A 24,761-nucleotide genomic window follows, 5' to 3' on the forward strand; every position below is an offset into this window, starting at 1 on the left:
TGGGGGAATGGACTATGGGAAAAGGAAGCAAATCAAAGCGATTTACTCAGCAAGGCAAAAATGCTGTAACTCAGCACGATCAGCGCATCCCTTACCACTCTACGTATGCTGAAACCGCTAATGGGCGTTCAGCTGCAGATCCCGATGCAATAAAAGATCCGACACTTGGCGGTTTTTGAGCATGAAAAACCAGCTATATCAGCAAGCAAGGGAATTTGTCAGTCAGGCGCAATTTTCAAAAAAGCCAGAGGATATCGCGAAGGCTAAAAACGGTCTCTCCTCTGCTTTTGCGAATTCTACATTGGCCGAACAGGAACAGCTGAGAGGAATGCAGGAACAGATCAGTCATCTTGAGGATACCCTGTAATAAAACCGAAAGAAAGCGGTTTTTCCAGCTTTCTTTCGGTTTATACATAAAGTACTTTACGGAATTTATAGCCTAATTCTCAGGAGTATGATACGATAAATTCTTATATTAGATGAGGACGTGAAACGATGATTACAATTGAAATGCCAGCGATAGATGTCAGCATTACCGAAAGAAAGCAATCATTTTCAGAAGGAGAACCTGCAATAAAATCCATATACGGTTTTATTGACTTCCATGAAATCCCCCGCGATAAAGGCGGCATATTCATGTTTTACAATGTAAATGATGAACTGTTATTTGTAGGGAAGGCACGAAAACTGCGTCAGCGGATTAAAAAACACTTTGAAGATCAAGTTTCGCCCGTAAAAAACCACCGGGATGAAATTTACCGGATAGACGTAAGTGTTGTTGACCATCCAATGGAACGTGATATTTACGAAACCTTTATTATCAATGAGTTTCAGTCGAAATACAATATCGAAAAAGTATTTTATAAATAATCTGTCGTATGATTGCGGATCTTTTTTATTGCATTTGCGAAGGGGTTATTATATGATTTATCAACAGGCTGCGTTGTTCGTACTAACTAAGTAAGTTTTAACCTTTAAGCTGTAATAGGGAGTTTTAAATAAAAACGGAATTGGCAAGCCTCCGTCTATAAGACAAGGAGGACATACATGAATGTTTTTGCGAACACCCACTTTGAGGAGTGGTGGTTTAAAACTTTCTTAATCCATACGGCAAAGGCGGCCGACAAAGTAAAAAAGCCGGATCCATTTATGGAACGGCTTTTTTGCTATTTTAAAAAAGTGCTGTCAGCCTTAAAGATTTGTTCGCAGTTCCCATAATTCCGGGAAAAAACGCTGATCCAGTACTTTTTTTAAATAGTGAACCCCGGAGGAACCCCCTGTTCCTTGTTTAAACCCGATAATTCTCTCCACGGTTTTCATATGTCTGAATTTCCACTGCTGCATTCCATCTTCAATGTCTACCAGTTTTTCTGCCAGCTGATATAGATCCCAATTTTCCTCTTTATTCTTGTATACAGAAAGCCATGCCTGCAGGACAGATTTATTTTCAGTATATGGTTCAGTCATATTGCGGGCTAAGACGTTGTGGTCAATTGGAAAGCCAGCCCGGCTTAGTGCCTGAATAGCTGAATCATATAGACTAGGGGCATGCAGTGCTTCGTGCAAGGTCTGTGAAAGCTTTTGATCTTTTTCATATATTTTAAGTATATGAGCTGTTTTATATCCAAGAGCAAACTCAATCATACGGTACTGAAATGACTGGAAGCCGCTGGCATTTCCCAGCGATTCCCTGAACTCACTGTATTCAGCAGGAGTAAGAGTAGAGAGTACATCCCATGCCTGGATAATTTGAGCCTGAATTCTGGACACGCGAGCCAGTTTTTTAAAAGAAGCATCCAGTTGATTATTTTGGACCGCTTTAATAGAGGCAGTTAATTCATGTAAAATTAATTTCATCCAAAGCTCATTTACTTGATGAATAACGATAAAGAGCATTTCGTCGTGATGGTCTGATAATCTGTTTTGAGCATCCAGCAAATGATCAAGACTCAAATATTCACCGTAGGTCATCGCATCCTTAAAATCCATTCGAATGTTTTTTTCGCCGTGTTTTGACCGATCATGATCTAGTGTCATGTTTTCCCCCTTATTTACACATCAAAATTTGTCACATCCCCGTTTATCGTTTATTGTAACGTGATAAATATATGATAAACAATACTAGCCGGCTAAAGTAAACAAGCAGCGTGGCATTAAGAAGAGGTGCAATAATGAGGTTTGGTTATGCCTGCATTAATTTAACGATCCCCACTAAATTTAGAACCTGCCGCCTGAAAACGGCAGAAGAAAAAGGAATCGACTATATTAAGGAGCTGACGCTAAGTAATTTCAGTCAGACCCTGGAGGCTGTAAAATGGAACCTTCAGAACGATATTTATTTTTACCGCTTCAGCAGTGATCTGGTGCCATTTGCCACCCATCAAATTAATGACTGGGAGTGGTGGACAGATGAAGATGTATTGGAAATTACAAATGAAATAAAAGCACTCCAGCAAAACTATTCCATGCGTTTCAGCTGTCATCCGGGTCAATACAATGTATTAAACTCAAAAAATCCGGCTGTTGTCACCAATACAATAAACGATTTAACCTACCATGAACGAATGATGAATGCAGTCAATGGCCAGGATATGATCCTGCACATTGGCGGGGTTTACGGTGATAAGGAAGCAGCCATTGAAAGGTTTGCCCAAAATTACAAACGGCTGCCGGATGGGATTAAATCCCTCCTCAGAATTGAAAATGATGATAAATCTTTTACGTTGGAGGATGTGGTAAAGGTGCATCAAAAAACAGGTGCGCCTATATGCTTTGATATTCATCACCACAACTGCAATCCAGGGGAAGAGGAACTAAAGCCTTTACTGAATGAAGTGTGGAAGAGCTGGGGAGACAAAAAGCCAAAATGTCACATCAGCAGCGGAAAAACACACTCAACTGACCGCAGCCATCATGATCTGATTTTAGAAGAAGATCTGGATGCTTTTTTGGGACTGCTGGATGGAGTGGATGCAGATATCATGTTCGAAGCTAAACTAAAGGAACAATCCGTTCTGCCGCATCTTCATAAAGAAAGAGGATAGGCATCAAAAATTGTAATCCCAAAGTATTTTCCATTCTTCATTAAGCTCAGTAATGTACAGGTACTGAACCATTTCCATTTTCCCGTATACACTGTTATATCTGATCGTTGCTTCAACTTGATAAACAGGCAGGGGGGTCGCTTCGTTGGTCATTTGCCAGCTGTCTATCTTTTCAGGAGAGCCCAGGGAATAAGAAAAAGAGTCAGATTGAAAATGCTCATTCAATAATGCTGAACGGTCAATAATATACTGATCCTTTGAAAACCTTTTTTGCAAATCCGGATGAAGATAATCCCAGGAAGAGGATGCTTCACCCTGCTGTTCAAGGGTATAAAATTCTTCTGCAGCTTCTATTACCTGATCTTTTTCAGAAGGAAAAAAGAGGACAATTAAAATGATCACCCCTGCGATCGATAAAAGCAGCACGGGTATAAAGGATAAATTTCTTTTTCTCATCGTACCCCCTCATTTCTTAAAGTGTCTACTTCATACGTATTCAAAAGCGTTTACTATCTTTACCTTTTTGAAAAGATTTGAAAAAAATATATTTTTATTTGCTATCAGAAAGAGCTTGGGACACAAAGTAGCCCGGGCTCTTTCATCTGTTCATTGACCTTCGGATGCTTTCCGCAGGGAAGGCACTGAGCTTTTTACAGGTCCTGCCCTTTAAAATATGAGCTTGCCGTCATATCCTACAGTCACCGCCTTCTGCTTCATTCACCTACATATAAAAAATTTCATTTTAAAACTTTTTTCAGTAGTGACGCAACACCTTCTCTTTTTACTAGGCAACAAAACAACTAAAGAATGATCAGACATTGACTAGAGAAGCTGTTTTCAAAATTGAACACAGATAAATCCTCTATATGTTTTTGTTAAATTCTGAAAATTATATTGACAAAGCATGACGATATTATATAATTACGTTAAAATAACGTCATATAAAAAGGTGGTAGTATGATCAATTTAGAATCGTTAGAGGATAAGAACATCAGGTTTATGGAGCGCATTGAGGCAGGAGAAAAAATTGAAGCAGATGACTGGATGCCGGATGAGTACCGAAATGTTTTGATTAAGCTTATTTCCATGCATGGAATTAGCGAAATCATGGGTGCACTGCCTGAAAAAGAGTGGGTCCCCAAAGCCCCTACACTGAAAAGAAAGCTCGGCATCATGGCAAAAGTACAGGATGAGATGGGTCATGGACAGCTTTTGTTAAGAGTAACGGAAGATCTGATAAAACCATTGGGAAGAACAAGGGAAGACATCATGGAAGATCTTTTCACGGGCAGGTTGAAATTTCACAACGTTTTTCATATGGAAGCGCCAACCTGGGGAGATGCCGGTTTAATTGGCTGGCTCATTGATGGTGCTGCTATTATTACACAAACGAATATGCTGAATGCCTCTTATGGACCATATGCCCGTGCCTTAAAACGGATTTGTGCCGAAGAGGTGTTTCACGCACAGCATGGAGAGGCGATCATACTGGCACTCGCGGAAGGAACCGACGATCAGAAAAAAATGGTGCAGGAGGCAGTCGACCGCTGGTGGGAGCCGCTGCTGATGTTTTTTGGGCCTGGAGATGCCAAAGCTACTGGTTCATCAAAACAGGATGTTACGGCAAAATACAGAATCCGGTCAAAGTCGAATGAGGAGCTGCGTCAGGATTTTTTCACAAAATATGTCCCAAGGATCTTGTCGATTGGTCTGACTATTCCTGATTCAACCATGCTGTATGATCAAAAACAGGATAAGTGGGTGTATCAGCAGCCGGACTGGGAAAAGTTCAAAGAAATTGTGAAGAATAAAGGGCCAAAATCTCAAGAACGCTTAAGATTGAGAGAGCTTTCCTATGAAAACAATGAATGGGTAAGGGAAGCCCTAGCTCAATCAGAGGAAGCAATATAGAAAGGTGGGGCTTATTTGAACTCAAAGACAGCTGGTTTTTTTCAGGAATATGAGGTGTTCAGTAAAAGAACGGCTACTTCACCAATGCAATATCAATTTAGCCTGCTTGCTCCAAACGAAGAAATGGCACTCGTTCTTGCTCAGGAAAATTTTATGAGACGTGAGCCGGTTGCAGATATATGGGTGATGAAACGGTCATCAATAAAAAAAATGACACCGGAAGAAAGACTGTCATTGCTAAGGATTGACAATAAAGATTACAGAAACACAAAAGGATATGGCTATCTTCAAAAAAAATGGCGGCAGTATGAACAGGAAATGCTCGATGAAAAAGAGATTTTTTCGTGGGGAGGGAAATTGAAGAAATGACAGAATTGGGGACGCCATCTTTTAAAAAAACAGTGGTAGAACTTCTCTATCAGCTCGCAGATGATGATTTTATTCTGGCCTGCCGCGGTTCAGAATGGCTTGGTCTTGCTCCTCATATTGAAGAGGACGTTGCTTTTTCTTCCATCAGTCAGGACACAATGGGGCATGCAGCAATGTTCTATGGCCTGCTGGAGCAGCTGGGTGAGGGCAATATGGATGAGCTTTCCCATGCAAGGGAAGGAAGTCAGCGTAAAAATGCGGTTCTGTGCGAGATTCCAAATGGTACAGGTCATTATTTAAAGGAACCTCGCTATGATTGGGCTTTTACAGTGGTCAGGCAATTTTATTACTCTATCGCAAAAAAAATAAAACTGGAATCGTTAAAGCAATCAGCCTACGAACCTTTGGCTCATGCAGCTGTAAAGATAAACATGGAGCTGCACTACCATATTCTGCACTGGACGGTGTGGTTTAAACAGCTGATACTTTCAGGGGGAGAGGCAAAGCAAAGAATGCTTGAAGCCATAATCCGTGTTGAACAGGAATTTGGGGATGTCTGCTCATTAGGTCCTTTATCAGCTGAGATGGCAAACCTCAAGCTAATTGATAAAGAGGATGTATTACTCGAGAGATTTCATAATAGTGTAAAACCGGTATTTCACACATTATCTATTCCCTATAAAGGCAGCTTTGGGTACCGTTCAGGAAGAGGAAGATTTGGTGAACATACACAGGAACTTCAGCATGCACTAACAACTTTAACTGAGGTCTACCGAACAGATCCAGCAGCAGCCTGGTGAAAAAGAAAGGAGGCAGCTTCTTTTGACATGGCATGACGGTTTAAACGTTGAAGAAAAAATCAGAATCAATCAAGTACTTCAGTCAGTAAAAGATCCGGAGATAGATTCAATCAGTATTTTGGAACTGGGTATGGTGGAGCGGGCAGAGTTGCAAGATGGTACGCTGACCCTTTTTCTTCTACCAACCTTTATGGGGTGTCCTGCCCTTGATATTATTAAAACCTCAATTTTGAAAGCGTTTACAAAAGTAAAAGAGGTTAAGCAGATGGATGTTCACTTTATTTATCATCCGCCCTGGACGTCGGACCGGATCAGTGAAGAAGGAAAACTCAGATTGAAAGAGTTTGGAATCGCTCCGCCTATGAAAGAAGCAGGCACCACGGGTGAGTGGCAGGCAGCCTGCCCCTATTGCGATTCTCTTTATACAACTTTAGATAATCTGTTTGGGCCTACAGCCTGCCGCAGCATTTTATACTGCAAAAGCTGTAAAAATCCTTTTGAGGCCATGAAGCCGGTCTCTAACTGGATGTAATCAAGTAATAGAAACAGATTTCCCAAAAACAAAATAGGAGTTGAATTTTACAATGATGAAATTGATCGCACTTTACAAACAGCCGGAAAACAAAAAAGCATTTGATGAGCACTATTTTGGAACCCACGGACCTATTACAGCATCCATTCCAGGACTTCAAAAGATGACGGTAACAAAAATGTCTGGGAGTCCAATGGGAGGAGAAGCTCCCTATTACTTGATGTGTGAAATGGTATACGAGAGTAATGATGCGTTTAAAAAAGCCATGAAAACGGATGAAGCAAAAGCTTCAGGAAAAGATGTCATGTCGTTTGCGGGAGATCTTGTCACATTAATGGTCGGTGAAGAGGTTCATGAATAATCAGTGGTCGCACATTCAGACAGAGATCGTAAAAAACGCAGGAACGATCACGTTAAATCGTCCCGAGGTTCTGAATGCATTGAATACAATGATGGTTTCAGAAATCGTTCAGGCGATGGAGAATTTTGATCAGGACCAAACCGTTAAGGTAATCGTGCTAAAAGGTGCTGGCAGGGCTTTTGCTGCCGGTGCTGATATCGATGAGATGCTCGATAAAAATGCGATCGAATTAGAGCTCCTTAATCAATTCAGTGATTGGGACCGAATTGCCAGAATTAAAAAACCGATTATTGGGGCAGTTCATGGGTTTGTTTTAGGCGGAGGATTCGAGTTAGCGCTATGCTGTGACATTTTACTTGCGAGTCAATACACCGAATTTGGGTTTCCGGAAGCAGGGCTTGGTATTATGCCGGGAGCAGGGGGGACGCAGCGGCTGACAAAGCTGATTGGACATGCGAGGGCAATGAAATGGCTGTTGACCGGTGAGCGCTTTTCGGCTGAAGATGCATGGCAATATGGCATCGTCTCAAGCATCGTTCCCGATCAGCTTCTAGTGGAAGAAACAGAAAAAATGGCAGAAGCTATCGCAAAAAAACCGCCGCTTTCCGTCAGGCTTATTAAAGAGTCCGTACATAAAGCGAATGAGTTATCTCTCGCTGAAGGAATGCAGCAGGAAAGAAAAAATTTCTATTTACTATTTTCTTCCGAGGATCAAAAAGAAGGACTGCGTGCTTTTAAAGAAAAGAGAAAAGCTGATTTTAAAGGCAGATAATCAGGAGGCTGTTTCGATGTTTGAAACCATTTTCTATGAAGAAAATCATGGCGTGGCAACGATCACATTGAATAGGAAAGATAAATTAAATGCCTTTACTGAAGGGATGCACCAGGAACTGATGATTGCGCTTAAAAAAGCAGCGCAAGAACCAACTGTACGCTGCCTCGTGATTACAGGCAGCGGAAAGGCTTTTTCTGCTGGTGAAGATTTGGATGGTGTAACAGAAGAACTGGATCATGGTGAAGTCATCAGAACTCGATATATGCCTGTGATGCTCCAGATAGCATCTCTTAATAAGCCTGTAGTAGCAGCAATAAATGGCGCAGCAGCAGGGTCTGGCTTGAGTTTGGCGCTAGCCTGTGATTTCAGGCTCATGCACGAAAAAGCGAAACTGGTGCAAGCGTTTATCCACGTAGGATTAATTCCTGATTCCGCTAATCTGTTTTATCTGCCTAAATTGATTGGACATGCAAAGGCAATGGAACTTGCTGTTTTTGGAGAAAAGATTACCGCTCAAGAAGCTAAAGAGTCCGGACTCGTAACACGGGTCGTGAATGATGAAAACTGGGAGAAGGAGGTAGCGCAATTTGCCGCAATGCTTGCTCAGAAACCCACAGTGGCAGTCGGCCTTATTAAACGCCTTCTTCAAAAAAGCTGGGGTGAAAATCTTCAATCGTATTTGCTTGAAGAAAGCTATAGTCAGAGAATAGCAGGCAAGTCTCCCGATCACATGGAAGGTCTTGCAGCATTTAAAGAAAAAAGAACCCCGGATTTTAAAGGGGAATAAGAAGGGATGATAAATATGTCAACCATGAAAGAGCAGCCTATGGAGCAGATGGTTATGAAGAGAAGTATTTATCAATTGATTATTAACGGAGAGCGAAGAGAATCGTTAAGCGGAGAAACCTTTACAACGGTCAACCCGGCTACAGGGGAAGAAATAGCCCGTGTTTCAAAGGGAACCATTGAGGATGCAGAACTGGCGGTTGAAGCAGCAAGACAAGCTTTTGATCATGGTAAATGGAGACATTTTCCTGTCAACAAGCGATCTCGGATCCTGAATAAAATTGCTGGAATTATGAGAGCACGCTTTAACGAACTTGTTGAACTGGAAATATTGGACACCGGAAAATCTCTGGCTGCGGCGCAGGGTCAGGTTATGCAGGCGATTGAGGATTTTGAATTTTATGCTGGGGCGATTGTCAGCCACAGAGGAAGTGTAAATGCGATGCCTGGTGCTTTTCAAAACCACACAGAACATGAACCGATAGGGGTTTGTGCACAGATTATTCCATGGAACTATCCGTTGATGATGGCGGCGTGGAAGGTGGCACCGGCTATTGCAGTTGGCTGTTCGATCATTGTTAAGCCTGCTTCCCTGACTCCACTGACAGCTATTGTTCTAGGGGAAATTTGTTTAGAGGCTGGTGTACCTGCTGGTGTGGTCAATATTGTACCCGGCTCCGGTCAGGATGTGGGCAACTATTTAGTGGAACATAAAAAAGTAAACAAGGTTGCCTTCACGGGCTCAACCCCTGTCGGCAGAAAAATTATGGAAAAAGCCTCGAGTACGCTAAAAAGAGTCACATTAGAACTTGGAGGCAAATCACCGAGTCTTGTATTTGCGGACGCGGACTTAGAAGCAGCTGTAGATGGGTCTTTATTTGGAATATTTTATAATTCGGGACAATCCTGTGAAGCTAGATCCAGATTGTATGTGCAGGATAACATCTATGATGACTTTATGAGAATGTTTATAGAGAAAACAAAAAAACTAAAGCTTGGCAACCCATTTCTTAAAGAAACACATGTTGGGGCAATTATTAATGAGGATCAGCTTAACGTCATAGATGGATTTGTAAAATCTGCCTTAAGAGAAGGGGCTACAGTTGAAACGGGCGGACAGAAGGCGGCTGTTTCCGGTTATGAAAATGGCTACTGGTATGAACCTACGATTCTGACAAATGTCACGCAGGATATGGAAGCGGTGAAAGAAGAAATATTTGGTCCCGTAGTGACTGTCATGAAATTTAAGGATGAAAAAGAAGCGATTCGACTTGCCAATGACAGCGAGTACGGATTGGGTTCAGCGATTTGGACAAAAGATCATGCGAGAGCAACAAGGGTGTCCAAACAAATTCAGGCAGGCATTGTCATGGTCAACTGTCCATTTTCAGCTTTTCCAGGGACACCGTTTGGCGGGTACAAGCAGTCAGGTTTTGGCCGGGAGCTCTGTGTTGAAACGCTGGATCTGTATTGTGAAACCAAAAGTATTGTTGCGTATTATGGCAACAAGCCATTAAACCCGCTTGGTGTATAAGGAAAAAATTCATTCACGGAGCATAAACCTCTCCGTGAGTGATTTTGATCAGGGGAGGGTGAATTTCCTATGGAGAGAATTACAGTTGCAGGTGCCGGAGTTATGGGAAGGGAAATTGCTTACATAGCCGGCCTGAATAAACTAAAGGTTACGCTTGCTGACATAAGTCAGGAGCAGCTGAAAAAGGCTGAACAAACGATCAGCGGTCTTTTGCATAAAGGGGTGGAAAAAAATAAGATTGAGCCGGAAGAAGCAGTAAGAGTAAGTGAAAATATCAGCTATACAACGGACCTTCCTGCAGCTTTTAGCCAGGCAGACTTTATTATTGAAGCCGTAACGGAAAAGATGGAAATCAAAAAACAGGTATTTAAACTAATGGATCTTCACTCAGGTGCTGACACCATTTTGTCTACAAACACGTCTACCATGAGTCCAACAGAATTGGGGTCCTGTACAAGCAGACCTGAAAAAGTTGTGGCAATGCATTTTTTTAATCCGGTTCATAAAATGCCATTGATTGAAGTAGTACGTGGACTTGAAACCTCTGAGACAACGGTTGAAAAAACACTGCATCTGGCAAAGCAGTTAAAGAAAGAGACAGTGGTCATTGATGAATCACCAGGTTTTGTAACCAGCCGAATCTCTGCATTAGTCGGAAATGAGGCATTTCATATGCTGCAGGAAGGGATTGGGTCTCCTGAGGAAATTGATAAAGCCATCAAGCTTGGCCTTAATTATCCAATGGGACCATTTGAACTCGGTGATTTAGTGGGATTAGATACTAGACTAAATAATTTAACTTATTTGCACTCCACATTGGGCGAGAGATTCAGACCTGCGCCTTTGCTGGTTAAGTATGTGAAAGCAGGCCGGCTTGGAAGAAAGTCGGGACGGGGTGTATTTACTTACACTTGAAAAAGTTAGGAGCGAAGAAAGCATGATAGAAGCGGTCATAGTGGACGCCATTCGGACACCAATAGGAAAGTATAACGGCATATTAAAAACCATTAGGCCAGATGACTTGGGAGCTGCAGTCATTAAACAGCTGCTTGAGAGAAATCCTTCTGTAGAAACTTCAATGATTGAAGAAGTCGTTTTTGGAAACGCAAACGGAGCAGGCGAAGAAAACCGGAATGTCGCCAGGATGTCGGCGCTGCTCGCTGGCCTGCCTGTTCAAACAGCCGGCGTCACCATAAATCGTCTTTGTGCTTCCGGTCTAGACGCAGTGAACTATGCTGCCCGGGCAATTGCAGCAGGAGAAGGTGATGTTTTTATAGCAGGCGGAACCGAAAGCATGACAAGGGCTCCATATGTCATGCTTAAACATGCAGATCCGTTTGAACGAGGAAATAAGCAATTGATGGACACGACAATTGGCTGGCGCTTTAGCAATCCCGTTATGGAATCGAAATTCGGAACGGACAGCATGCCTCAAACAGCCGAAAATGTAGCCCGTAAGTATAATATATCCAGACAGGAACAGGATCAGTTTGCGCTTTCAAGTCAACTAAGGGCCCAACAAGCGATAAGCGAAAACCGTTTTTCCAATGAAATCATAGCACTGAAGATAAAAGATAAATATGGATATGAAGCAGAAGTTGTCGCGGATGAGCACCCAAGAAAAAATTCATCCATTGAAAAATTAGAGAAACTTAAGCCTCTTTTTGAAAATGGAACCATTACGGCTGGAAACTCCTCCGGGATCAATGACGGGGCATCAGCGCTTCTTTTAATGTCTAAAGAGAAAGCATCAGCACTTAATATAAAACCATTAGCCCGCTATGTATGCTCTGCTGCAGCAGGGGTGGAACCCTCACTAATGGGGATTGGTCCCGTGTATTCAACCAGAAAAGCATTAAAAAGAGCGGGTCTGTCGATTGAAGAAATTGATTTGTTTGAAATAAATGAAGCATTTGCTGCTCAGACACTTGCCTGTATTCAGGAGCTCCGAATTAAGGAAGAAAAGGTGAATGTAAATGGGGGTGCCATCGCCTTTGGACATCCATTGGGAGCTAGCGGTGCACGCATTCTGACCACCCTTGTGCACGAGTTAAACAAACAAAACAAACGATTCGGTGCTGCATCCATGTGTGTCGGAGTCGGGCAGGGACTTACGACGATTATAGAACGCTGCTGAACAGAAGAGGAATCATTCATCCGGACAACATGACTTCTAAAGAAATCGGGCAGGGATCGTGGTAATATTAAACCAGAAGAAATAAACCGATTGAAGTAAAGGATGAAAAACAGAATGAATACACGGTCGATGATTTTTACTTTATATGGTGATTATATCAGGCATTACGGCAATAAAATCTGGGTAGGAAGCTTAATTCGCCTTTTAAATGAATTTGGCCACAATGATCAGGCGGTTCGTGCGGCAATATCCCGAATGAACAAACAGGGATGGGTTCAAGGTGAAAAAAAGGGAAACAAAAGCTTTTATTCGCTTACACAAAGAGGATCTGCCAGGATGGAGGAGGCAGCTAAAAGAATATTTAAACTGAAGCCTGAAGAGTGGGACGGCAAATGGAGAATGCTGATGTATACCATACCGGAAGAGATCCGTTCAGTAAGAGATGAACTTCGTAAGGAGCTGGTATGGAGCGGGTTCGGCTCGCTATCGACCAGCTGCTGGATCTCACCACATAATCTTGAGGAACAGGTAAAAGGGTTGATCGAAAAATATGAGATCGGTGAGTATGTAGATTTTTTCGTTGCAGACTATATCGCACCTCAAACGAATCAAAGTCTGGTAAATAAAAGCTGGGATTTAAATGAAATCAATGCAAAATATAAATGGTTTATCAATGAATACAAACCGAAATACATAACGGATAAAGAACAGATTCTGAATGGAAAAACCTTAGATGCGGAGTGTTTTGTAAAACGGACAGAACTTGTGCATGAATACCGTAAGTTTTTGTTTGTGGACCCCGGACTCCCCCAGGAACTTCTGCCTGAAAAATGGCTGGGAGATGAGGCTGCTTATTTATTCGACGCTTATTATAGTGAACTTGCACAGCCGGCCCTTAGATTTTTTGAATCCGTTTTTGGAGAGGGAAACGAACTGACTTTGAAAAACAGCTCTACTAATGCGATGAACCATCCGTTCATGATCAACTAGGGCTTCTTTTTTAGACCAACTTCGATCAAGCTTTAGAAGCAGCATTTCAGCGCTAAAAGCAGGGAGGAAACGCATGAACAACTTAACCCGGATTCTGGGCATCACTTATCCGATTATTCAAGGCGGCATGGGAAACGTCTCCAATGCTCCACTTGCTGCAGCCGTATCCAATGCAGGTGGGCTTGGCATGATTGGAGCAGGAACAATGGAGCCTGAACAGGTTGAAGACATGATTGTTGACACAAAGAAAAGAACGAGTCTGCCTTTTGGGGTCAATATTGCTCTTTCAGTCAATGATCATGCTGCTGAATTATTGGAGCTTGTGGGAAAACACCAGATTAAAATTGTCTCCTTATCTGCCGGCAATCCGGCGCCGCATATCCCAATGTTAAAGGGGCATCATTGCACAGTTATGACCGTTGCAGGGACTGTTGCTCAGGCAGTTAAAGCAGAAAAAGCAGGAGCTGATATCGTGATTGGCGAGGGGTATGAAGCAGCGGGAATAAATTCTCCCGTTGAAACAACAACTATGGCATTAATCCCTCAAATGTGCCGAGCCATTTCGATACCGGTTGCAGCAGCCGGAGGAATCGGAGATGGCAGGGGTTTAGCTGCGGCACTTGCTCTTGGTGCCTTCGGTGTTCAGATGGGGACAAGATTTATCGCGACAAAAGAATCTGGCGTGCATGCTAATTACATCTCCGCCATTATTTCAAGTCGTGATGATGGCACACTGATCTCTGGCAGGACAGTCGGAAAAGTACGAAGAGTTTTGCCTACACCTTATATAAAAAATGTCTTACAAACAGAAGAAAAGGGTATGACCGTCAACGAATATCTTGATGCAACCTCTGAATTTCATCATATATCGGGAGCCATGGAGGGCAGGCTTGAAGAAGGCTTTTTAAACGGCGGACAAATTTCCGGCCTTATAGAAGACATTCCTTCTGTTGAGGATTTAATCAAAACGATGGTAGCAGAAGCAAAGATCTTCTTAAGCTCTGCTCAAAAAAAACTGCCGATATAAATTGTAATAACTGAATTTTTTCAATATATTGACTATTGATGATACGAAATGATATTATAGCGTTAAAATACCGTCATATGTTTTTTCTAAGTCTGCCTTCAGCATCATGTATATTTATCGCTTAGAGTTAAGGTTGAACTAGTTTAATGGGTCGCTGGATAAGCGCTTTTAATTCAGATAAAAATGTAAGCGTTTTCTTTTAATGAGGAGGAATTACACGTGCATATGTTTGAAAAAATTAAAGGCCATGAACAGGTTGTTTTCTGCAATGATGAAGAAACTGGTCTCAAAGCGATTATCGCAATACATAATACATCTCTTGGACCAGCTCTGGGAGGGTGCAGAATGCAGCCATATGAGAGTGTAGATCATGCACTTGAAGATGTTCTTCGCCTTTCCAGGGGGATGACGTATAAATGTGCGGCAGCGGATGTGGATTTTGGTGGAGGAAAAGCGGTAATTATCGGAGACCCTTCAAAAGACAAAAGCCCTGAGTTATTCAGGTCATTCGGTCAGTTTGTAGAGTCACTGAACGGACGATTTTATACAGGAACCGATATGGGAACAACACCGGAAGATTTTGTACATGCTCTAAAAGAAACCAACTGTATTGTCGGGGTGGATGAGGTGTATGGAGGCAGCGGGGATTCGTCCATCCCGACAGCTCACGGGGTAATCTACGGCTTACAGGCTACGAATCAAGTATTATATGAATCTGATGGATTGCATGACAGGACCTATATTATTCAGGGGTTAGGAAAAGTAGGAGCGAAAGTTGCGGAGCAGTTAATCACTGGAGGAGCAAAAAAACTGGTTGTATCTGATTTGAATCAACTTTCTTTGCTGCATATTCAGGCGCTTGGTGAAAAGATGAATATTGAGGTTGAAGTGGCACAGGGGGATGCAATTTATGATGCTAAAGGGGATATTTTTATTCCTTGTGCAATGGGCGGGATTTTAAATGATCAAACCATTGCACAATTGCAGGTAAAAGCCATCGTGGGCTCAGCTAATAACCAGCTGCTTGAAGAGGAGCATGCGCAGGCTTTAAAGGAAAAAGGCATTCTTTATGCACCGGATTATATCGTTAACGCAGGCGGATTAATACAGGTAGCAGATGAACTTTACGAACCTAATAAAGAAAGAGTCTTGAGACAAACAAAAGGCATCTATACTTCACTCCTTAATATTTACAGAACAGCTGAAGAAAATGGGATGACTACAGTAGAAGCTTCAAATCTTTTCTGTGAGCAGCGAATGCGGTCAAGAGCACGAAGAAACAGTTTTTTCTCTCATATGAAACGACCAAAGTGGGCGGTCAGGATATGACAGTAATTCCTGGAAAAGAGAGGGGAAGAACAATGGAAAAAACGTATCCGATTCAGCAGCTGCTTGACCCGGATGGAAAGTGGACCAGTGAAGAACTGCGTTCACTTTTAACCGAGGAGCGAACGAAAAGCTTTTATATGAATATGGTCAGAATCAGAACGTTTGACCGAAAAGCGATTTCTCTTCAACGGCAGGGGAGGATTGGCACGTACGCCCCGTTTGAAGGGCAGGAAGCATCGCAGGTTGGAAGCGCTCTGTGTTTGTTACAAGACGACTGGATGTTTCCAACGTATCGCGATCATGGAGCTGCCATGACATTCGGACACTCCCTGCGCAATGTTCTATTATTTTGGAACGGGCGGAATGAAGGCAATATTCCCCCGAACGGACTGAAGATTTTCCCCCCTGGAATTCCGATTGCAACTCAAATTCCTCATGCAGCAGGCGCAGCCTTTGCGGAAAAAAGAAAAGGAACGAAAAACGCTGCGATTGCATTTTTTGGAGATGGTGCAACGTCCGAAGGTGATTTTCATGAAGGACTGAATTTTGCAGCTGTTTTCCAGTCACCTGTGATCTTTTTCAATCAAAATAATCAATATGCTATTTCTGTACCGTTAAGCAAACAGATGAAAACAAAGACGATTGCACAAAAAGCACTTGCTTATGATATTCCATCCCTCCGGATCGATGGCAATGATGTTTATGCTGTTTACCATTATGTAACCCAGGCGCTTGAACGGGCACGAGCTGGAAACGGTCCGACTTTAATAGAGGCGGTAACATGGCGGTACGGAGCTCATACAACCGCTGATGACCCTTCAAAATATCGGGACCAGCAGGAAAGCAATTTAAGGCGGGAGCAATTTGATCCAATTTTACGCATTGAAAAATGCTTGAAAATAAACGGGTGGTATGAAGAAGGATGGACTCAGGATATTAAACAGCAAGCTGTTGAAGAAATAGAGCAGGCTGTAATGGAAATGGAAGATTTTCCAGCTCCGGATCCAGCTGTTTTATTTGATCATGTATACAAAAATCCTGTTCCATCTCTCGTTAAACAAAAATCGTATCTAATGGGTCTGTTAGGGGGCAACTCGTGAAAAGCTCAGTTGAAAGAAAACCATTAACATTGGCCGGGGCCATTAATGAGGCTCTTTCCGTCATGCTGGAAGAAGATGAAAGAGTTCTTTTGCTTGGAGAAGATATTGGTCAAAATGGAGGTGTTTTCAGAGTAACCGAAGGCCTTAAGGATGCTTTCGGGGAAGATCGAGTAATAGATACTCCATTGAGCGAAGCGGGTTTTGTAGGAGCTGCAATTGGAATGGCAGCAAATGGGCTGAAGCCGGTAGTGGAAATTCAGTTTCTCGGTTTCATTTATCCTGCATACGAACAATTAATGACTCATGCAGTTCGATTACGATCGAGAACGATGGGACATTTTACTGTTCCCCTCGTCATACGTGCGCCGTATGGAGCGGGAGTGCGTGCTCCGGAGATCCATTGTGACAGCACTGAATCCATTTTTACTCATATGCCGGGTTTGAAGGTTGTATGTCCGTCGAGCCCTTATGATGCTAAAGGGCTAATGATTGCAGCAATAGAAGATCCTGATCCTGTATTATTTCTTGAACCCATGCGTCAGTACCGGTCGAGTGCGGAAGAAGTGCCGGAAGGAAAGTACACGGTTGAAATTGGGAAAGGGAAAACAATGCTGGAGGGAGAGGATGTCACCATTATTGCCTGGGGAGCAATGGTTTCTGTCTCAATGAAAGCGGCTGAATCTCTATTACAGGAGAATGTATCCTGTGAAGTAATCGATTTAAGAACACTTTCTCCTATTGATGAAGATCTGATTGCTTCTTCTGTTCAAAAAACGGGAAGAACCGTCATTGTTCAAGAATCACATCCTCAGAGCAGCGTAGCAAATGATGTTTTATCCATTATTAATGATACCTCCTTTTTGTATCAAAAAGCCCCTGCAGCAAAGGTATCAGGATTTGATATGCCGGTTCCTTATTTTGGCTACGAAGATTTTTACCTTCCAACGCCAGAACGGGTGGTGCAGGCGGTAATGGATGTGGTGAATTTTTAAGTCAAAGGGGGAGATGTCTTGATGGAAATCAAGCTTCATGATATTGGAGAAGGAATGACGCAGGCCGAGCTTATTCATTATTTTGTAAAACCTGGTGACAAAATTAACGCAGATGATCCGCTGGTGGAGGTTCAAACCGATAAAATGACTGCAGAAATACCTTCCCCTGCATCAGGTATTGTAAAAGAACTTATGATCGAACCAGGGGCGACTATTGCGGTGGGAACAACAATTATGCTAATAGAAGCAGTAAATTCGACAAAATCAAGAGAGCCAAATACCCGTGCTGTAAAGGAGTTTGCTACAAAATCATCTGATGTAAAAAAAATAGACACAGAAATAAATAAAACCAAACGCATTCTCGCCTCGCCTTATACCAGGAAAATTGCACGGGATCACCAAATATCTATTGAAATGATCGATGGATCAGGTCCTGGAGGCAGAATTAGCGATGAAGACATCTATTCAGCGATTAAGGCGGAGAAAATCCAGACGAATCAAACTCCTGCACGAACGGAAGAAGTGATAAAAGAGAAACAAAGCAGCATCCCTTACTCCGGAATACGAAGAAAAATTGGAAATAAAGTAACTCAGTCCCTTTTCACAGTACCGCACTGTACTCATTTTGAAGAAGTGGATGTTACCGAACTTCTTCAGTTTAAAGAACAGCTGAAGAAGGAAGGGAAAAACATTTCAGCAACCATCTTTTTTATAAAAGCGCTTGGTGTTTGTCTGAGAGAATTTCCTGTTTTTAATTCATCCCTGGATGAAAAAAATGAGTTGATAGTGCTTCATCCTGCCATTCATATTGGACTTGCTACCGATACAGCTGACGGACTGCTTGTGCCTGTTTTAAAGAATATTTCTCAAAAATCATTCCGTGCCCTTCAGGAGGAGATGAGAGAAATTCAACAAAAAGCTAAAGATAAGGCACTTTCCATGGCTGACCTAACCGGAAGTACATTTACCGTCAGCAATGCAGGTCCGCTTGGAGGAAGTATAGGAGCAACCCCCATTTTGAATTACCCGGAATCAGCCCTAATGGCGTTTCACAAAATTAAAAAAAGACCGATGGTAAATGCAAAAGATGAAATTGTCATACGATCTATGATGAATATTTCAATGACATATGACCATCGGATTATAGACGGAGGAAGTGCTGTTATGTTTACGAATCGATTTGCTGAGCTGATTGAACAGCCCATTTCCATGATGGTTGAGCTTACGTAATGGTCGTAGGGGAAATTGCAGAAGAAAAAGATGTTGTGGTGATCGGAGGAGGTCCGGGTGGGTACCAGGCTGCAATACGGGCCGCTCAGCTGGGAAGAAAAGTGACACTGATTGAAAAAGAAAATGTAGGAGGCGTATGCTTATTTACTGGCTGCATACCTTCTAAACTATTTGCTGAGGCGGGTAAGAAAAGAAGTTCTCTGAACTCTTTATCAAGATTAGGAATAGCGGTACGTGAAGATTCATTTGATTTATCTGTTTTGCAAAGCACAAAGCAGAAAGTGATAGCGCAGCTCCAAAGCGGAATCGAAAAACTGATTCATGAAAACAGGATTGAACGGATAAAAGGCTCTGCATATTTTTTAGCCAATGACAGGATTGGAGTCGAAAGCGGTCATACCTTTTCTATTTTCAGATTCTCATCCGCCATCATTGCAGCAGGCTGCTCAATAGCCGGCACCAAAGAATCGGAAGATCACCGGTTATTAGATTATGAATCTATTTATGCCCTGCAGGAAGTTCCTAAGCATCTTGCGGTCATTGGGGATGATTATCTTGCACTCGAAGCCGCTTCTTCGTTTCAGCAGCTTGGCGCAAAAGTCACGTTAGTAGTGGAAAAGGAAGATTTTCATTTTGAAGCTTCTATTAATAAGGAGTTAAAACGAATTTTCAAAAAAAGAAATATTAAAATGCATTTTAATCAAAAAGTTCAGCAGATAGATTCAAATGAGGAGGAGATTAAGATTGTGTTGGAAGGAGAAGATGGACAAACGTCTTCTCTTCTGGCGTCACACATGGTGAAAGCTGCTTCCCGAGAACCGAATAGCTTTCATCTTGGTGCAGATCGGTTAAAAATGAAGACAGGAAAAAACGGTCATATCCTCATAAACGATGCCTGTCAAACGTCTATAGAGGGGATATATGCAGTAGGGGATATTACAGAAGGTCCTGCGCTCGCCGTTAAAGCCATCAAACAGGGGAAAGTCGCAGCTGAAGTAATTGCAGGCTGCAGCGCTGAATATGACGGCAGATTCTTACCGCTGATCCTTCACACCAATCCGCCTGTTTCAAGCTGTGGTCTGACAGAGGATGAAGCAAAGGAAATGTATAAAAATAGTAGAACCGCTTCGTTTCCTCTGGCTGCACTGGGAATTTCCGCTGTAACAGGAAACAGGGAAGGAATGGTGACAGTCATCATTGATGAAGCCACAGATGTTTTACTGGGACTCCATGCAATTGGTGAAGGGGCCGTGGAGCTTGCCGCATCAAGTGTGCTTGCTCTTGAAATGGCAGGCCGTACAGAAGATCTGACATTTGGACTTTATGCACATCCGAGTGTAAGCGAGGGCTTATTAGAAGCAGTTGAAGCATTAACAGGTAAATCGATTCATCTTGCCGCAGGACAATCCAAAATTAACGTATAGATAGAATAAATAAAATTAACGAGTTGGAGGAATTTAAAATGAAAAAAGAATCCATTTCAATGAATCAGCAGGTTAATGACTTTTTTCCGGTTAAAGATGTTGATTATCTTGAAATCTATACGGGAAATGCAAAACAATCCGCCCACTTTTTTTGTACCGCATTTGGTTTTAAAATGACAGCCTACTCGGGTCTTGAAACAGGCAATCGAGAAACCGTGTCTTATGTATTGCAGCAAAAAAAAGTGCGCCTGGTCATCACCGGATCCTTAACAGACTCATCTGACACAGCCGCCTTTGTCAAAAAACACGGAGACGGCGTACGTGATATTGCGCTTACAATGGATAATGTTGAAAGTGCATACAAAGAAGCGGTCTCAAGAGGGGCAATTCCTATAAAAGAGCCATACGAAGTGGAAGATCAGTATGGAAAAGTAAGGAAAGCGGTTATCGGAACATACGGAGATACCGTTCACACCCTAATTGAGCGCACCGGTTATCAGGGGGTTTTTCTTCCTGGTTTTGAACCGTACGAATCTTCTATCCCGGTGAAAGATGCCGGAATTATTGCCGTAGATCATGTGGTTGGAAACGTGGAGAGAATGCAGGAATGGACCTCTTACTACGAAAAAGTAATGGGCTTTAAGGAAATGCGTCATTTTACAGATGCAGATATCAGCACGGAGTATTCATCTCTAATGTCAAAAGTAATGCACAATGGAGGAAGAATTAAATTTCCAATTAATGAACCGGCAGAGGGCAAGCGGAAATCTCAAATTCAGGAATATCTTGAATTTTTCAATGGTCCAGGCGTTCAGCACCTTGCTATTTTAACGGAAGATATCGTGACAACAGTCGGCATCCTGAAACAAAATGGCGTAGAATTTTTAAATACTCCTGCGTCCTATTATGAAACGCTGAGCGAACGGGTTAAGGACATTGATGAAGAAATTGAAAAACTGAAGGAACTGAATATTTTAGTAGATGGAGATGACGAAGGCTATCTTCTGCAAATTTTCACGAAGCCGATTGTCGACCGTCCTACAGTATTCATCGAAGTCATTCAGCGAAAGGGAGCTAGAGGATTTGGGGAAGGAAATTTTAAAGCTCTATTTGAATCGATTGAGCGGGAACAGGAAAGAAGAGGGAACTTGTAAAGCAGCTGCATGATAGGGAAACCATTAAAAGATCTTTTCTTTTGCAGAATTTATTTCAAAACAACCTCAATTATCGTGAACGAAAGGTGGAGAACCGGATGGATTTTATGCCAAATGAAATGAAGTGGAAAGAGGCCTATAAAGTAATGATTGGCTCCATCCTGCCAAGACCTATTGCTTTTGTATCAAGCATGAATAAAGATGGAATTGCAAACCTGGCACCCTTTAGTTTTTTTACAGCAATCTCCGCGGATCCCATGATGGTCTGTTTTTCTCCGATGCGGAATGGGGAGGACGGATCAAAAAAAGACACGTTGATCAATATAGAGGAAACAGGAGAATTTGTGATAAATATTGTGAGTGAAAGTTTTTCCGAAAAAATGAATCACTGCGCCATTAATTATTTACCGGAGGAAGATGAATTTATTAAAGCAGGTTTGACGAAAAGTTCAAGTCGCTCGGTTCAGCCGCCCCGTGTTAAAGAAAGCCTGATTCATATGGAATGTATAAAGAATCAAATCCTGCACTTCGGTGATCACCCCGGTGCAGGAAGCCTGGTGATAGGCGAAGTAATTACGATTCAGATCGATGATTCTCTCCTGAATGAGGGCAGAATTAATGCTCAGGAGCTAAAGCCGATTGGAAGATTGGCCGGTCAGCTTTATACGAGACCTATGACGGATACTTTTGAACTAATTCGCCAAAAAATTGATAAGAGGTGAAAACATGAAGTGGATAAGTTTTCGCCTCCCCAATGGTATGGTAAAAGCCGGCTGGATTCATCAGGACCAATATGCAATTGATATGAACGAACTCTCAAAAGGTGCCCTCCCATCAACGATCCTGGAGTTTCTTCAGGATCAGGAGCGGTATATGGAATTGGTAGAAAAATGGAGAGATACTCCGATTGAAACTGACGGAGTTTATTCTTTGAGTGAGGTAACGCTTATGGCGCCTCTGCCAAATCCTCTGAGTTTTAGAGACTTTTACTCTTTTGAACAGCATGTAAAACGTTCACGGGAAAGAAGAGGACTCGAGATGATTCCGGAGTGGTACAGGTTTCCTGCATTCTATTTTTCGAACCATTTAGCTATTAAAGGACCAGGTGAAGTCATACTTTTTCCTGAAAGCAGCGAACTGGACTATGAGCTTGAAATTGCATGCGTAATTGGAAAAAAGGGATCTGCTATATCCTCCGATCACGCATCCAATTATATCTTCGGTTTTTGCATTATGAATGACTGGAGCGCACGTGATTTACAGCGGGAGGAGATGAAAGTGGGGCTTGGTCCGGCTAAAGGGAAAGACTTTGCAACATCAATAGGCCCGTATATCGTAACGCTGGATGAAGTGAACGAAATGAAAAACGGTCACATTGAATTAAAAATGGAAGCGTTTGTTAACGGTAAACAGCTGTCCTCAGGGAATACAAGGGATCTCTATTATTCGTTTGGAGATATGATTGAACGGGCCTCTGCAGGTGTGACACTCTATCCCGGAGAAATTATAGGTTCGGGAACGGTAGGAACGGGATGCCTTCTTGAACTTGGCAGGGAGGTTCACCCCTGGTTGAAGGAAGGGGATGAAGTATCTTTGACCATCGAAGGACTTGGAACGCTGACAAACAAAATTGGAAGTGGAAAAGGGTGATTAGATGTTTTACCGTCAACTTGGAAAGATTCCTCATAAACGCCATACGAAATTTACAAAAGAAGATGGTACGCTTTTCCGTGAGCAGGTGATGGGAACAAAGGGGTTCAGCGGAACTCAGTCCATTCTCTATCATCATTTTATGCCGACTGAAGTTTCGAAAACCGAGTTAATAGGATCCTATCTGCCGGAATATGAAGAAATGGGGGTACTAAAACACCGTCATTTTTTAACCTCAAAGCTAAAACAAAAAGGAGATGCATTTTCCGCAAGAGACTACATTCTGGGAAATGATGATCTGCTAATCGGGATTATCCAGACATCTCAAGCGATGGATTCCTATTACAGAAACGGTGACGGAGATGAGATGTTATTTGTTCATTACGGAGAGGGAAAGATTGAAACGATGTTTGGAACGATTTCTTATCGGAAAGGCGATTACATTATTATTCCGATCGGCACAATATATCGGATTCTTCCAACTGAAAAAACGGAATCTAAATTTTTGCTGATTGAATCATTCAGTCAGCTGACAACTCCAAAAAGATATAGAAATGAATATGGCCAGCTGCTTGAGCACAGTCCGTTTTGCGAACGTGATATCCGGGGCCCTGAAGAGTTAGTAACCTTTGAAGAAAAAGGGTCCTATGAAGTAATGACAAAATCAAGAGGACATCTGCATAATCATGTATTAAATCACCATCCCCTGGACGTGGTGGGGTGGGATGGATGTTTGTATCCATGGGTTTTTAATGTGGAAGATTTTGAACCGATTACAGGAAGGGTTCATCAGCCGCCGCCTGTTCACCAGACGTTCGAGGGACATAATTTTGTTGTATGCTCATTTGTTCCAAGACTCTACGATTATCATCCTGAGGCGATTCCTGCCCCGTATTATCACAGCAATGTAAACAGCGATGAGCTCCTTTACTATGTGGAAGGCAATTTTATGAGCAGAAAAGGAGTTGAAATAGGTTCGATCACCCTTCATCCAAGCGGCATACCCCACGGACCTCATCCAGGAAAAACGGAGGCAAGCATCGGAAAAAAAGAAACGATGGAATTAGCTGTAATGATTGATACGTTTAAGCCCTTAAAAGTAGTGAAAAAAGCAAAGCACATAGAGGATCCACAGTACATGTATACATGGGTCGAGTAATCGAAGCAGAGCTGAAAAGCTCTCTTTTTTTTGAATAAATATATAGGACTATAGACTTTTATTTAAAGGGTTGAAAAAAGAAAACTAATTTGCCTTGTGAAATGTGCTATACTTAAATTAATGAGGGTGGGATGATTAGTAAATCTCATTCAGCCAAATTAGACAGAGCGGCTTATCGTACCAGACCGAAGATTAGCCTTATCGTTCAATTGCCCGGCAAATCTTATTAAAAATTGGAGGATGAACGATGAAAACATATAAAAACAAATTTATTGATGGAGAACAAGTACTGCTGAATGAAAAAGTTGTGACAATAAAGCAGTGGTCCTACGTAGCGAATATGAAAAGATATTCTTATATTATACAGGAAGATTCAGCCACCTTTTACTTTGAAGAAGAGCTTAAAAAAATCCAATAATAAAAAACTGCAGCCAACTTTGGACTGCAGTTTTTCTTT

At 42.2% G+C, this 24,761-nt stretch carries 28 protein-coding genes and 1 other RNA gene; 27 read left to right on the forward strand and 2 right to left on the reverse strand.

What is annotated here, in order from left to right; all coding sequences use genetic code 11:
- Nucleotides 1-14: 14 nt before the first annotated feature.
- The 4 genes from P6709_RS14855 to ssrS all read left to right on the forward strand — a co-directional run bounded on the left by P6709_RS14855 (nt 15) and on the right by ssrS (nt 1,127).
- Entirely contained in the window at nt 15-179 is a 165-nt protein-coding gene (locus P6709_RS14855) for a hypothetical protein (RefSeq protein ID WP_278241720.1), read from the forward strand.
- A 2-nt stretch (nt 180-181) separates the two neighbouring features.
- Entirely contained in the window at nt 182-367 is a 186-nt protein-coding gene (locus tag P6709_RS14860; protein ID WP_278241721.1) for a DUF3813 domain-containing protein, read from the forward strand.
- Between the two features lie 128 nt (nt 368-495).
- Nucleotides 496-870, forward strand: coding sequence for a nucleotide excision repair endonuclease (locus P6709_RS14865; RefSeq protein WP_278241722.1), 375 nt, complete (start codon nt 496-498; stop codon nt 868-870).
- A gap of 62 nt (nt 871-932) precedes the next feature.
- Nucleotides 933-1,127, forward strand: a non-coding RNA gene (ssrS, locus tag P6709_RS14870) — 6S RNA.
- A gap of 64 nt (nt 1,128-1,191) precedes the next feature.
- Here ssrS and kynA read toward each other — a convergent pair.
- Nucleotides 1,192-2,037, reverse strand: coding sequence for a tryptophan 2,3-dioxygenase (gene kynA, locus P6709_RS14875; protein ID WP_278241723.1), 846 nt, complete (start codon nt 2,035-2,037; stop codon nt 1,192-1,194).
- A gap of 134 nt (nt 2,038-2,171) precedes the next feature.
- Between kynA and uvsE the strand changes: the two genes are divergently transcribed.
- A complete protein-coding gene (uvsE, locus tag P6709_RS14880; RefSeq protein ID WP_278241724.1) occupies nt 2,172-3,044 on the forward strand; it encodes a UV DNA damage repair endonuclease UvsE in 873 nt (290 codons plus the stop codon).
- 3 nt (nt 3,045-3,047) lie between these two features.
- Here uvsE and P6709_RS14885 read toward each other — a convergent pair whose 3' ends face one another.
- A complete protein-coding gene (locus P6709_RS14885; protein ID WP_278241725.1) occupies nt 3,048-3,500 on the reverse strand; it encodes a hypothetical protein in 453 nt (150 codons plus the stop codon).
- Between the two features lie 501 nt (nt 3,501-4,001).
- Here P6709_RS14885 and paaA point away from each other — a divergent pair.
- The 22 genes from paaA to P6709_RS14995 all read left to right on the forward strand — a co-directional run bounded on the left by paaA (nt 4,002) and on the right by P6709_RS14995 (nt 24,722).
- Nucleotides 4,002-4,955: a 1,2-phenylacetyl-CoA epoxidase subunit PaaA gene (paaA, locus tag P6709_RS14890; RefSeq protein WP_278241726.1), complete on the forward strand. Its 954-nt coding sequence runs from the start codon at nt 4,002-4,004 to the stop codon at nt 4,953-4,955.
- Between the two features lie 15 nt (nt 4,956-4,970).
- A complete protein-coding gene (gene paaB, locus P6709_RS14895) occupies nt 4,971-5,324 on the forward strand; it encodes a 1,2-phenylacetyl-CoA epoxidase subunit PaaB (RefSeq protein ID WP_278241727.1) in 354 nt (117 codons plus the stop codon).
- Nucleotides 5,321-6,124: a 1,2-phenylacetyl-CoA epoxidase subunit PaaC gene (gene paaC, locus P6709_RS14900; protein ID WP_278241791.1), complete on the forward strand. Its 804-nt coding sequence runs from the start codon at nt 5,321-5,323 to the stop codon at nt 6,122-6,124. Before paaB ends, paaC begins: the two co-directional genes overlap by 4 nt.
- A 22-nt stretch (nt 6,125-6,146) precedes the next feature.
- Nucleotides 6,147-6,656 (forward strand): 1,2-phenylacetyl-CoA epoxidase subunit PaaD, encoded by a 510-nt coding sequence (paaD, locus tag P6709_RS14905; RefSeq protein WP_278241728.1) that lies wholly within the window; start codon nt 6,147-6,149, stop codon nt 6,654-6,656.
- Between the two features lie 52 nt (nt 6,657-6,708).
- Nucleotides 6,709-7,017, forward strand: a complete 309-nt coding sequence (locus tag P6709_RS14910) for an EthD family reductase (protein WP_278241729.1) — start codon at nt 6,709-6,711, stop codon at nt 7,015-7,017.
- The gene (locus P6709_RS14915; RefSeq protein ID WP_278241730.1) at nt 7,010-7,789 is read left to right on the forward strand and encodes an enoyl-CoA hydratase/isomerase family protein; all 780 of its coding nucleotides are present in this window, start codon (nt 7,010-7,012) and stop codon (nt 7,787-7,789) included. Before P6709_RS14910 ends, P6709_RS14915 begins: the two co-directional genes overlap by 8 nt.
- A 16-nt stretch (nt 7,790-7,805) precedes the next feature.
- On the forward strand, nt 7,806-8,579 hold the full coding sequence (locus P6709_RS14920; protein WP_278241731.1) for an enoyl-CoA hydratase-related protein: 774 nt from the start codon (nt 7,806-7,808) through the stop codon (nt 8,577-8,579).
- A gap of 15 nt (nt 8,580-8,594) precedes the next feature.
- A complete protein-coding gene (locus P6709_RS14925; RefSeq protein WP_278241732.1) occupies nt 8,595-10,112 on the forward strand; it encodes an aldehyde dehydrogenase family protein in 1,518 nt (505 codons plus the stop codon).
- Nucleotides 10,113-10,181: 69 nt separating this feature from the next.
- On the forward strand, nt 10,182-11,027 hold the full coding sequence (locus P6709_RS14930) for a 3-hydroxyacyl-CoA dehydrogenase (protein ID WP_278241733.1): 846 nt from the start codon (nt 10,182-10,184) through the stop codon (nt 11,025-11,027).
- A 22-nt stretch (nt 11,028-11,049) separates the two neighbouring features.
- Entirely contained in the window at nt 11,050-12,249 is a 1,200-nt protein-coding gene (locus P6709_RS14935; RefSeq protein WP_278241792.1) for a thiolase family protein, read from the forward strand.
- A gap of 114 nt (nt 12,250-12,363) precedes the next feature.
- Entirely contained in the window at nt 12,364-13,239 is an 876-nt protein-coding gene (gene paaX / locus P6709_RS14940; protein ID WP_278241734.1) for a phenylacetic acid degradation operon negative regulatory protein PaaX, read from the forward strand.
- Between the two features lie 73 nt (nt 13,240-13,312).
- Nucleotides 13,313-14,266 (forward strand): NAD(P)H-dependent flavin oxidoreductase, encoded by a 954-nt coding sequence (locus tag P6709_RS14945; protein WP_278241735.1) that lies wholly within the window; start codon nt 13,313-13,315, stop codon nt 14,264-14,266.
- A 225-nt stretch (nt 14,267-14,491) separates the two neighbouring features.
- Entirely contained in the window at nt 14,492-15,595 is a 1,104-nt protein-coding gene (locus tag P6709_RS14950) for a Leu/Phe/Val dehydrogenase (RefSeq protein WP_278241793.1), read from the forward strand.
- A gap of 32 nt (nt 15,596-15,627) precedes the next feature.
- The gene (gene pdhA / locus P6709_RS14955; RefSeq protein ID WP_278241736.1) at nt 15,628-16,695 is read left to right on the forward strand and encodes a pyruvate dehydrogenase (acetyl-transferring) E1 component subunit alpha; all 1,068 of its coding nucleotides are present in this window, start codon (nt 15,628-15,630) and stop codon (nt 16,693-16,695) included.
- On the forward strand, nt 16,692-17,687 hold the full coding sequence (locus tag P6709_RS14960) for an alpha-ketoacid dehydrogenase subunit beta (RefSeq protein WP_278241737.1): 996 nt from the start codon (nt 16,692-16,694) through the stop codon (nt 17,685-17,687). The genes pdhA and P6709_RS14960 overlap by 4 nt, the downstream gene beginning before the upstream one ends.
- Nucleotides 17,688-17,708: 21 nt before the next feature.
- Nucleotides 17,709-18,917, forward strand: coding sequence for a dihydrolipoamide acetyltransferase family protein (locus P6709_RS14965; protein ID WP_278241794.1), 1,209 nt, complete (start codon nt 17,709-17,711; stop codon nt 18,915-18,917).
- Entirely contained in the window at nt 18,917-20,341 is a 1,425-nt protein-coding gene (locus P6709_RS14970) for a dihydrolipoyl dehydrogenase family protein (RefSeq protein WP_278241738.1), read from the forward strand. The genes P6709_RS14965 and P6709_RS14970 overlap by 1 nt, the downstream gene beginning before the upstream one ends.
- Nucleotides 20,342-20,379: 38 nt before the next feature.
- Nucleotides 20,380-21,495 carry a 4-hydroxyphenylpyruvate dioxygenase gene (gene hppD, locus P6709_RS14975; protein WP_278241739.1) on the forward strand — a complete coding sequence of 372 codons (1,116 nt, stop codon included), beginning with the start codon at nt 20,380-20,382 and terminating at the stop codon, nt 21,493-21,495.
- A 98-nt stretch (nt 21,496-21,593) separates the two neighbouring features.
- Entirely contained in the window at nt 21,594-22,217 is a 624-nt protein-coding gene (locus tag P6709_RS14980; protein WP_278241740.1) for a flavin reductase family protein, read from the forward strand.
- Nucleotides 22,218-22,221: 4 nt separating this feature from the next.
- On the forward strand, nt 22,222-23,145 hold the full coding sequence (locus tag P6709_RS14985) for a fumarylacetoacetate hydrolase family protein (RefSeq protein WP_278241741.1): 924 nt from the start codon (nt 22,222-22,224) through the stop codon (nt 23,143-23,145).
- A 4-nt stretch (nt 23,146-23,149) separates the two neighbouring features.
- Entirely contained in the window at nt 23,150-24,304 is a 1,155-nt protein-coding gene (locus tag P6709_RS14990) for a homogentisate 1,2-dioxygenase (protein WP_278241742.1), read from the forward strand.
- 247 nt (nt 24,305-24,551) lie between these two features.
- Entirely contained in the window at nt 24,552-24,722 is a 171-nt protein-coding gene (locus P6709_RS14995) for a hypothetical protein (RefSeq protein ID WP_278241743.1), read from the forward strand.
- The last annotated feature ends 39 nt before the right edge of the window (nt 24,723-24,761 follow it).

Source organism: Jeotgalibacillus sp. ET6 (genome assembly GCF_029667115.1).
Taxonomy (GTDB): domain Bacteria; phylum Bacillota; class Bacilli; order Bacillales; family Jeotgalibacillaceae; genus Jeotgalibacillus.

What these genes read in the sequence shown, in the direction of transcription:
- P6709_RS14945 (WP_278241735.1), top strand. Translation starts at nt 13,313, where the DNA reads ATGAACAACTTAACCCGGATTCTGGGCATCACTTATCCGATTATTCAA.
- P6709_RS14970 (WP_278241738.1), top strand. Translation starts at nt 18,917, where the DNA reads ATGGTCGTAGGGGAAATTGCAGAAGAAAAAGATGTTGTGGTGATCGGA.
- P6709_RS14925 (WP_278241732.1), top strand. Translation starts at nt 8,595, where the DNA reads ATGTCAACCATGAAAGAGCAGCCTATGGAGCAGATGGTTATGAAGAGA.
- kynA (WP_278241723.1), bottom strand. Translation starts at nt 2,037, where the DNA reads ATGACACTAGATCATGATCGGTCAAAACACGGCGAAAAAAACATTCGA.
- hppD (WP_278241739.1), top strand. Translation starts at nt 20,380, where the DNA reads ATGAAAAAAGAATCCATTTCAATGAATCAGCAGGTTAATGACTTTTTT.
- P6709_RS14985 (WP_278241741.1), top strand. Translation starts at nt 22,222, where the DNA reads ATGAAGTGGATAAGTTTTCGCCTCCCCAATGGTATGGTAAAAGCCGGC.
- P6709_RS14980 (WP_278241740.1), top strand. Translation starts at nt 21,594, where the DNA reads ATGGATTTTATGCCAAATGAAATGAAGTGGAAAGAGGCCTATAAAGTA.
- P6709_RS14915 (WP_278241730.1), top strand. Translation starts at nt 7,010, where the DNA reads ATGAATAATCAGTGGTCGCACATTCAGACAGAGATCGTAAAAAACGCA.
- paaX (WP_278241734.1), top strand. Translation starts at nt 12,364, where the DNA reads ATGAATACACGGTCGATGATTTTTACTTTATATGGTGATTATATCAGG.
- paaA (WP_278241726.1), top strand. Translation starts at nt 4,002, where the DNA reads ATGATCAATTTAGAATCGTTAGAGGATAAGAACATCAGGTTTATGGAG.
- P6709_RS14950 (WP_278241793.1), top strand. Translation starts at nt 14,492, where the DNA reads ATGTTTGAAAAAATTAAAGGCCATGAACAGGTTGTTTTCTGCAATGAT.
- P6709_RS14965 (WP_278241794.1), top strand. Translation starts at nt 17,709, where the DNA reads ATGGAAATCAAGCTTCATGATATTGGAGAAGGAATGACGCAGGCCGAG.
- P6709_RS14865 (WP_278241722.1), top strand. Translation starts at nt 496, where the DNA reads ATGATTACAATTGAAATGCCAGCGATAGATGTCAGCATTACCGAAAGA.
- P6709_RS14935 (WP_278241792.1), top strand. Translation starts at nt 11,050, where the DNA reads ATGATAGAAGCGGTCATAGTGGACGCCATTCGGACACCAATAGGAAAG.
- P6709_RS14920 (WP_278241731.1), top strand. Translation starts at nt 7,806, where the DNA reads ATGTTTGAAACCATTTTCTATGAAGAAAATCATGGCGTGGCAACGATC.
- pdhA (WP_278241736.1), top strand. Translation starts at nt 15,628, where the DNA reads ATGGAAAAAACGTATCCGATTCAGCAGCTGCTTGACCCGGATGGAAAG.
- P6709_RS14930 (WP_278241733.1), top strand. Translation starts at nt 10,182, where the DNA reads ATGGAGAGAATTACAGTTGCAGGTGCCGGAGTTATGGGAAGGGAAATT.
- paaC (WP_278241791.1), top strand. Translation starts at nt 5,321, where the DNA reads ATGACAGAATTGGGGACGCCATCTTTTAAAAAAACAGTGGTAGAACTT.
- P6709_RS14990 (WP_278241742.1), top strand. Translation starts at nt 23,150, where the DNA reads ATGTTTTACCGTCAACTTGGAAAGATTCCTCATAAACGCCATACGAAA.
- P6709_RS14885 (WP_278241725.1), bottom strand. Translation starts at nt 3,500, where the DNA reads ATGAGAAAAAGAAATTTATCCTTTATACCCGTGCTGCTTTTATCGATC.
- P6709_RS14860 (WP_278241721.1), top strand. Translation starts at nt 182, where the DNA reads ATGAAAAACCAGCTATATCAGCAAGCAAGGGAATTTGTCAGTCAGGCG.
- P6709_RS14995 (WP_278241743.1), top strand. Translation starts at nt 24,552, where the DNA reads ATGAAAACATATAAAAACAAATTTATTGATGGAGAACAAGTACTGCTG.
- P6709_RS14855 (WP_278241720.1), top strand. Translation starts at nt 15, where the DNA reads ATGGGAAAAGGAAGCAAATCAAAGCGATTTACTCAGCAAGGCAAAAAT.
- uvsE (WP_278241724.1), top strand. Translation starts at nt 2,172, where the DNA reads ATGAGGTTTGGTTATGCCTGCATTAATTTAACGATCCCCACTAAATTT.
- P6709_RS14910 (WP_278241729.1), top strand. Translation starts at nt 6,709, where the DNA reads ATGATGAAATTGATCGCACTTTACAAACAGCCGGAAAACAAAAAAGCA.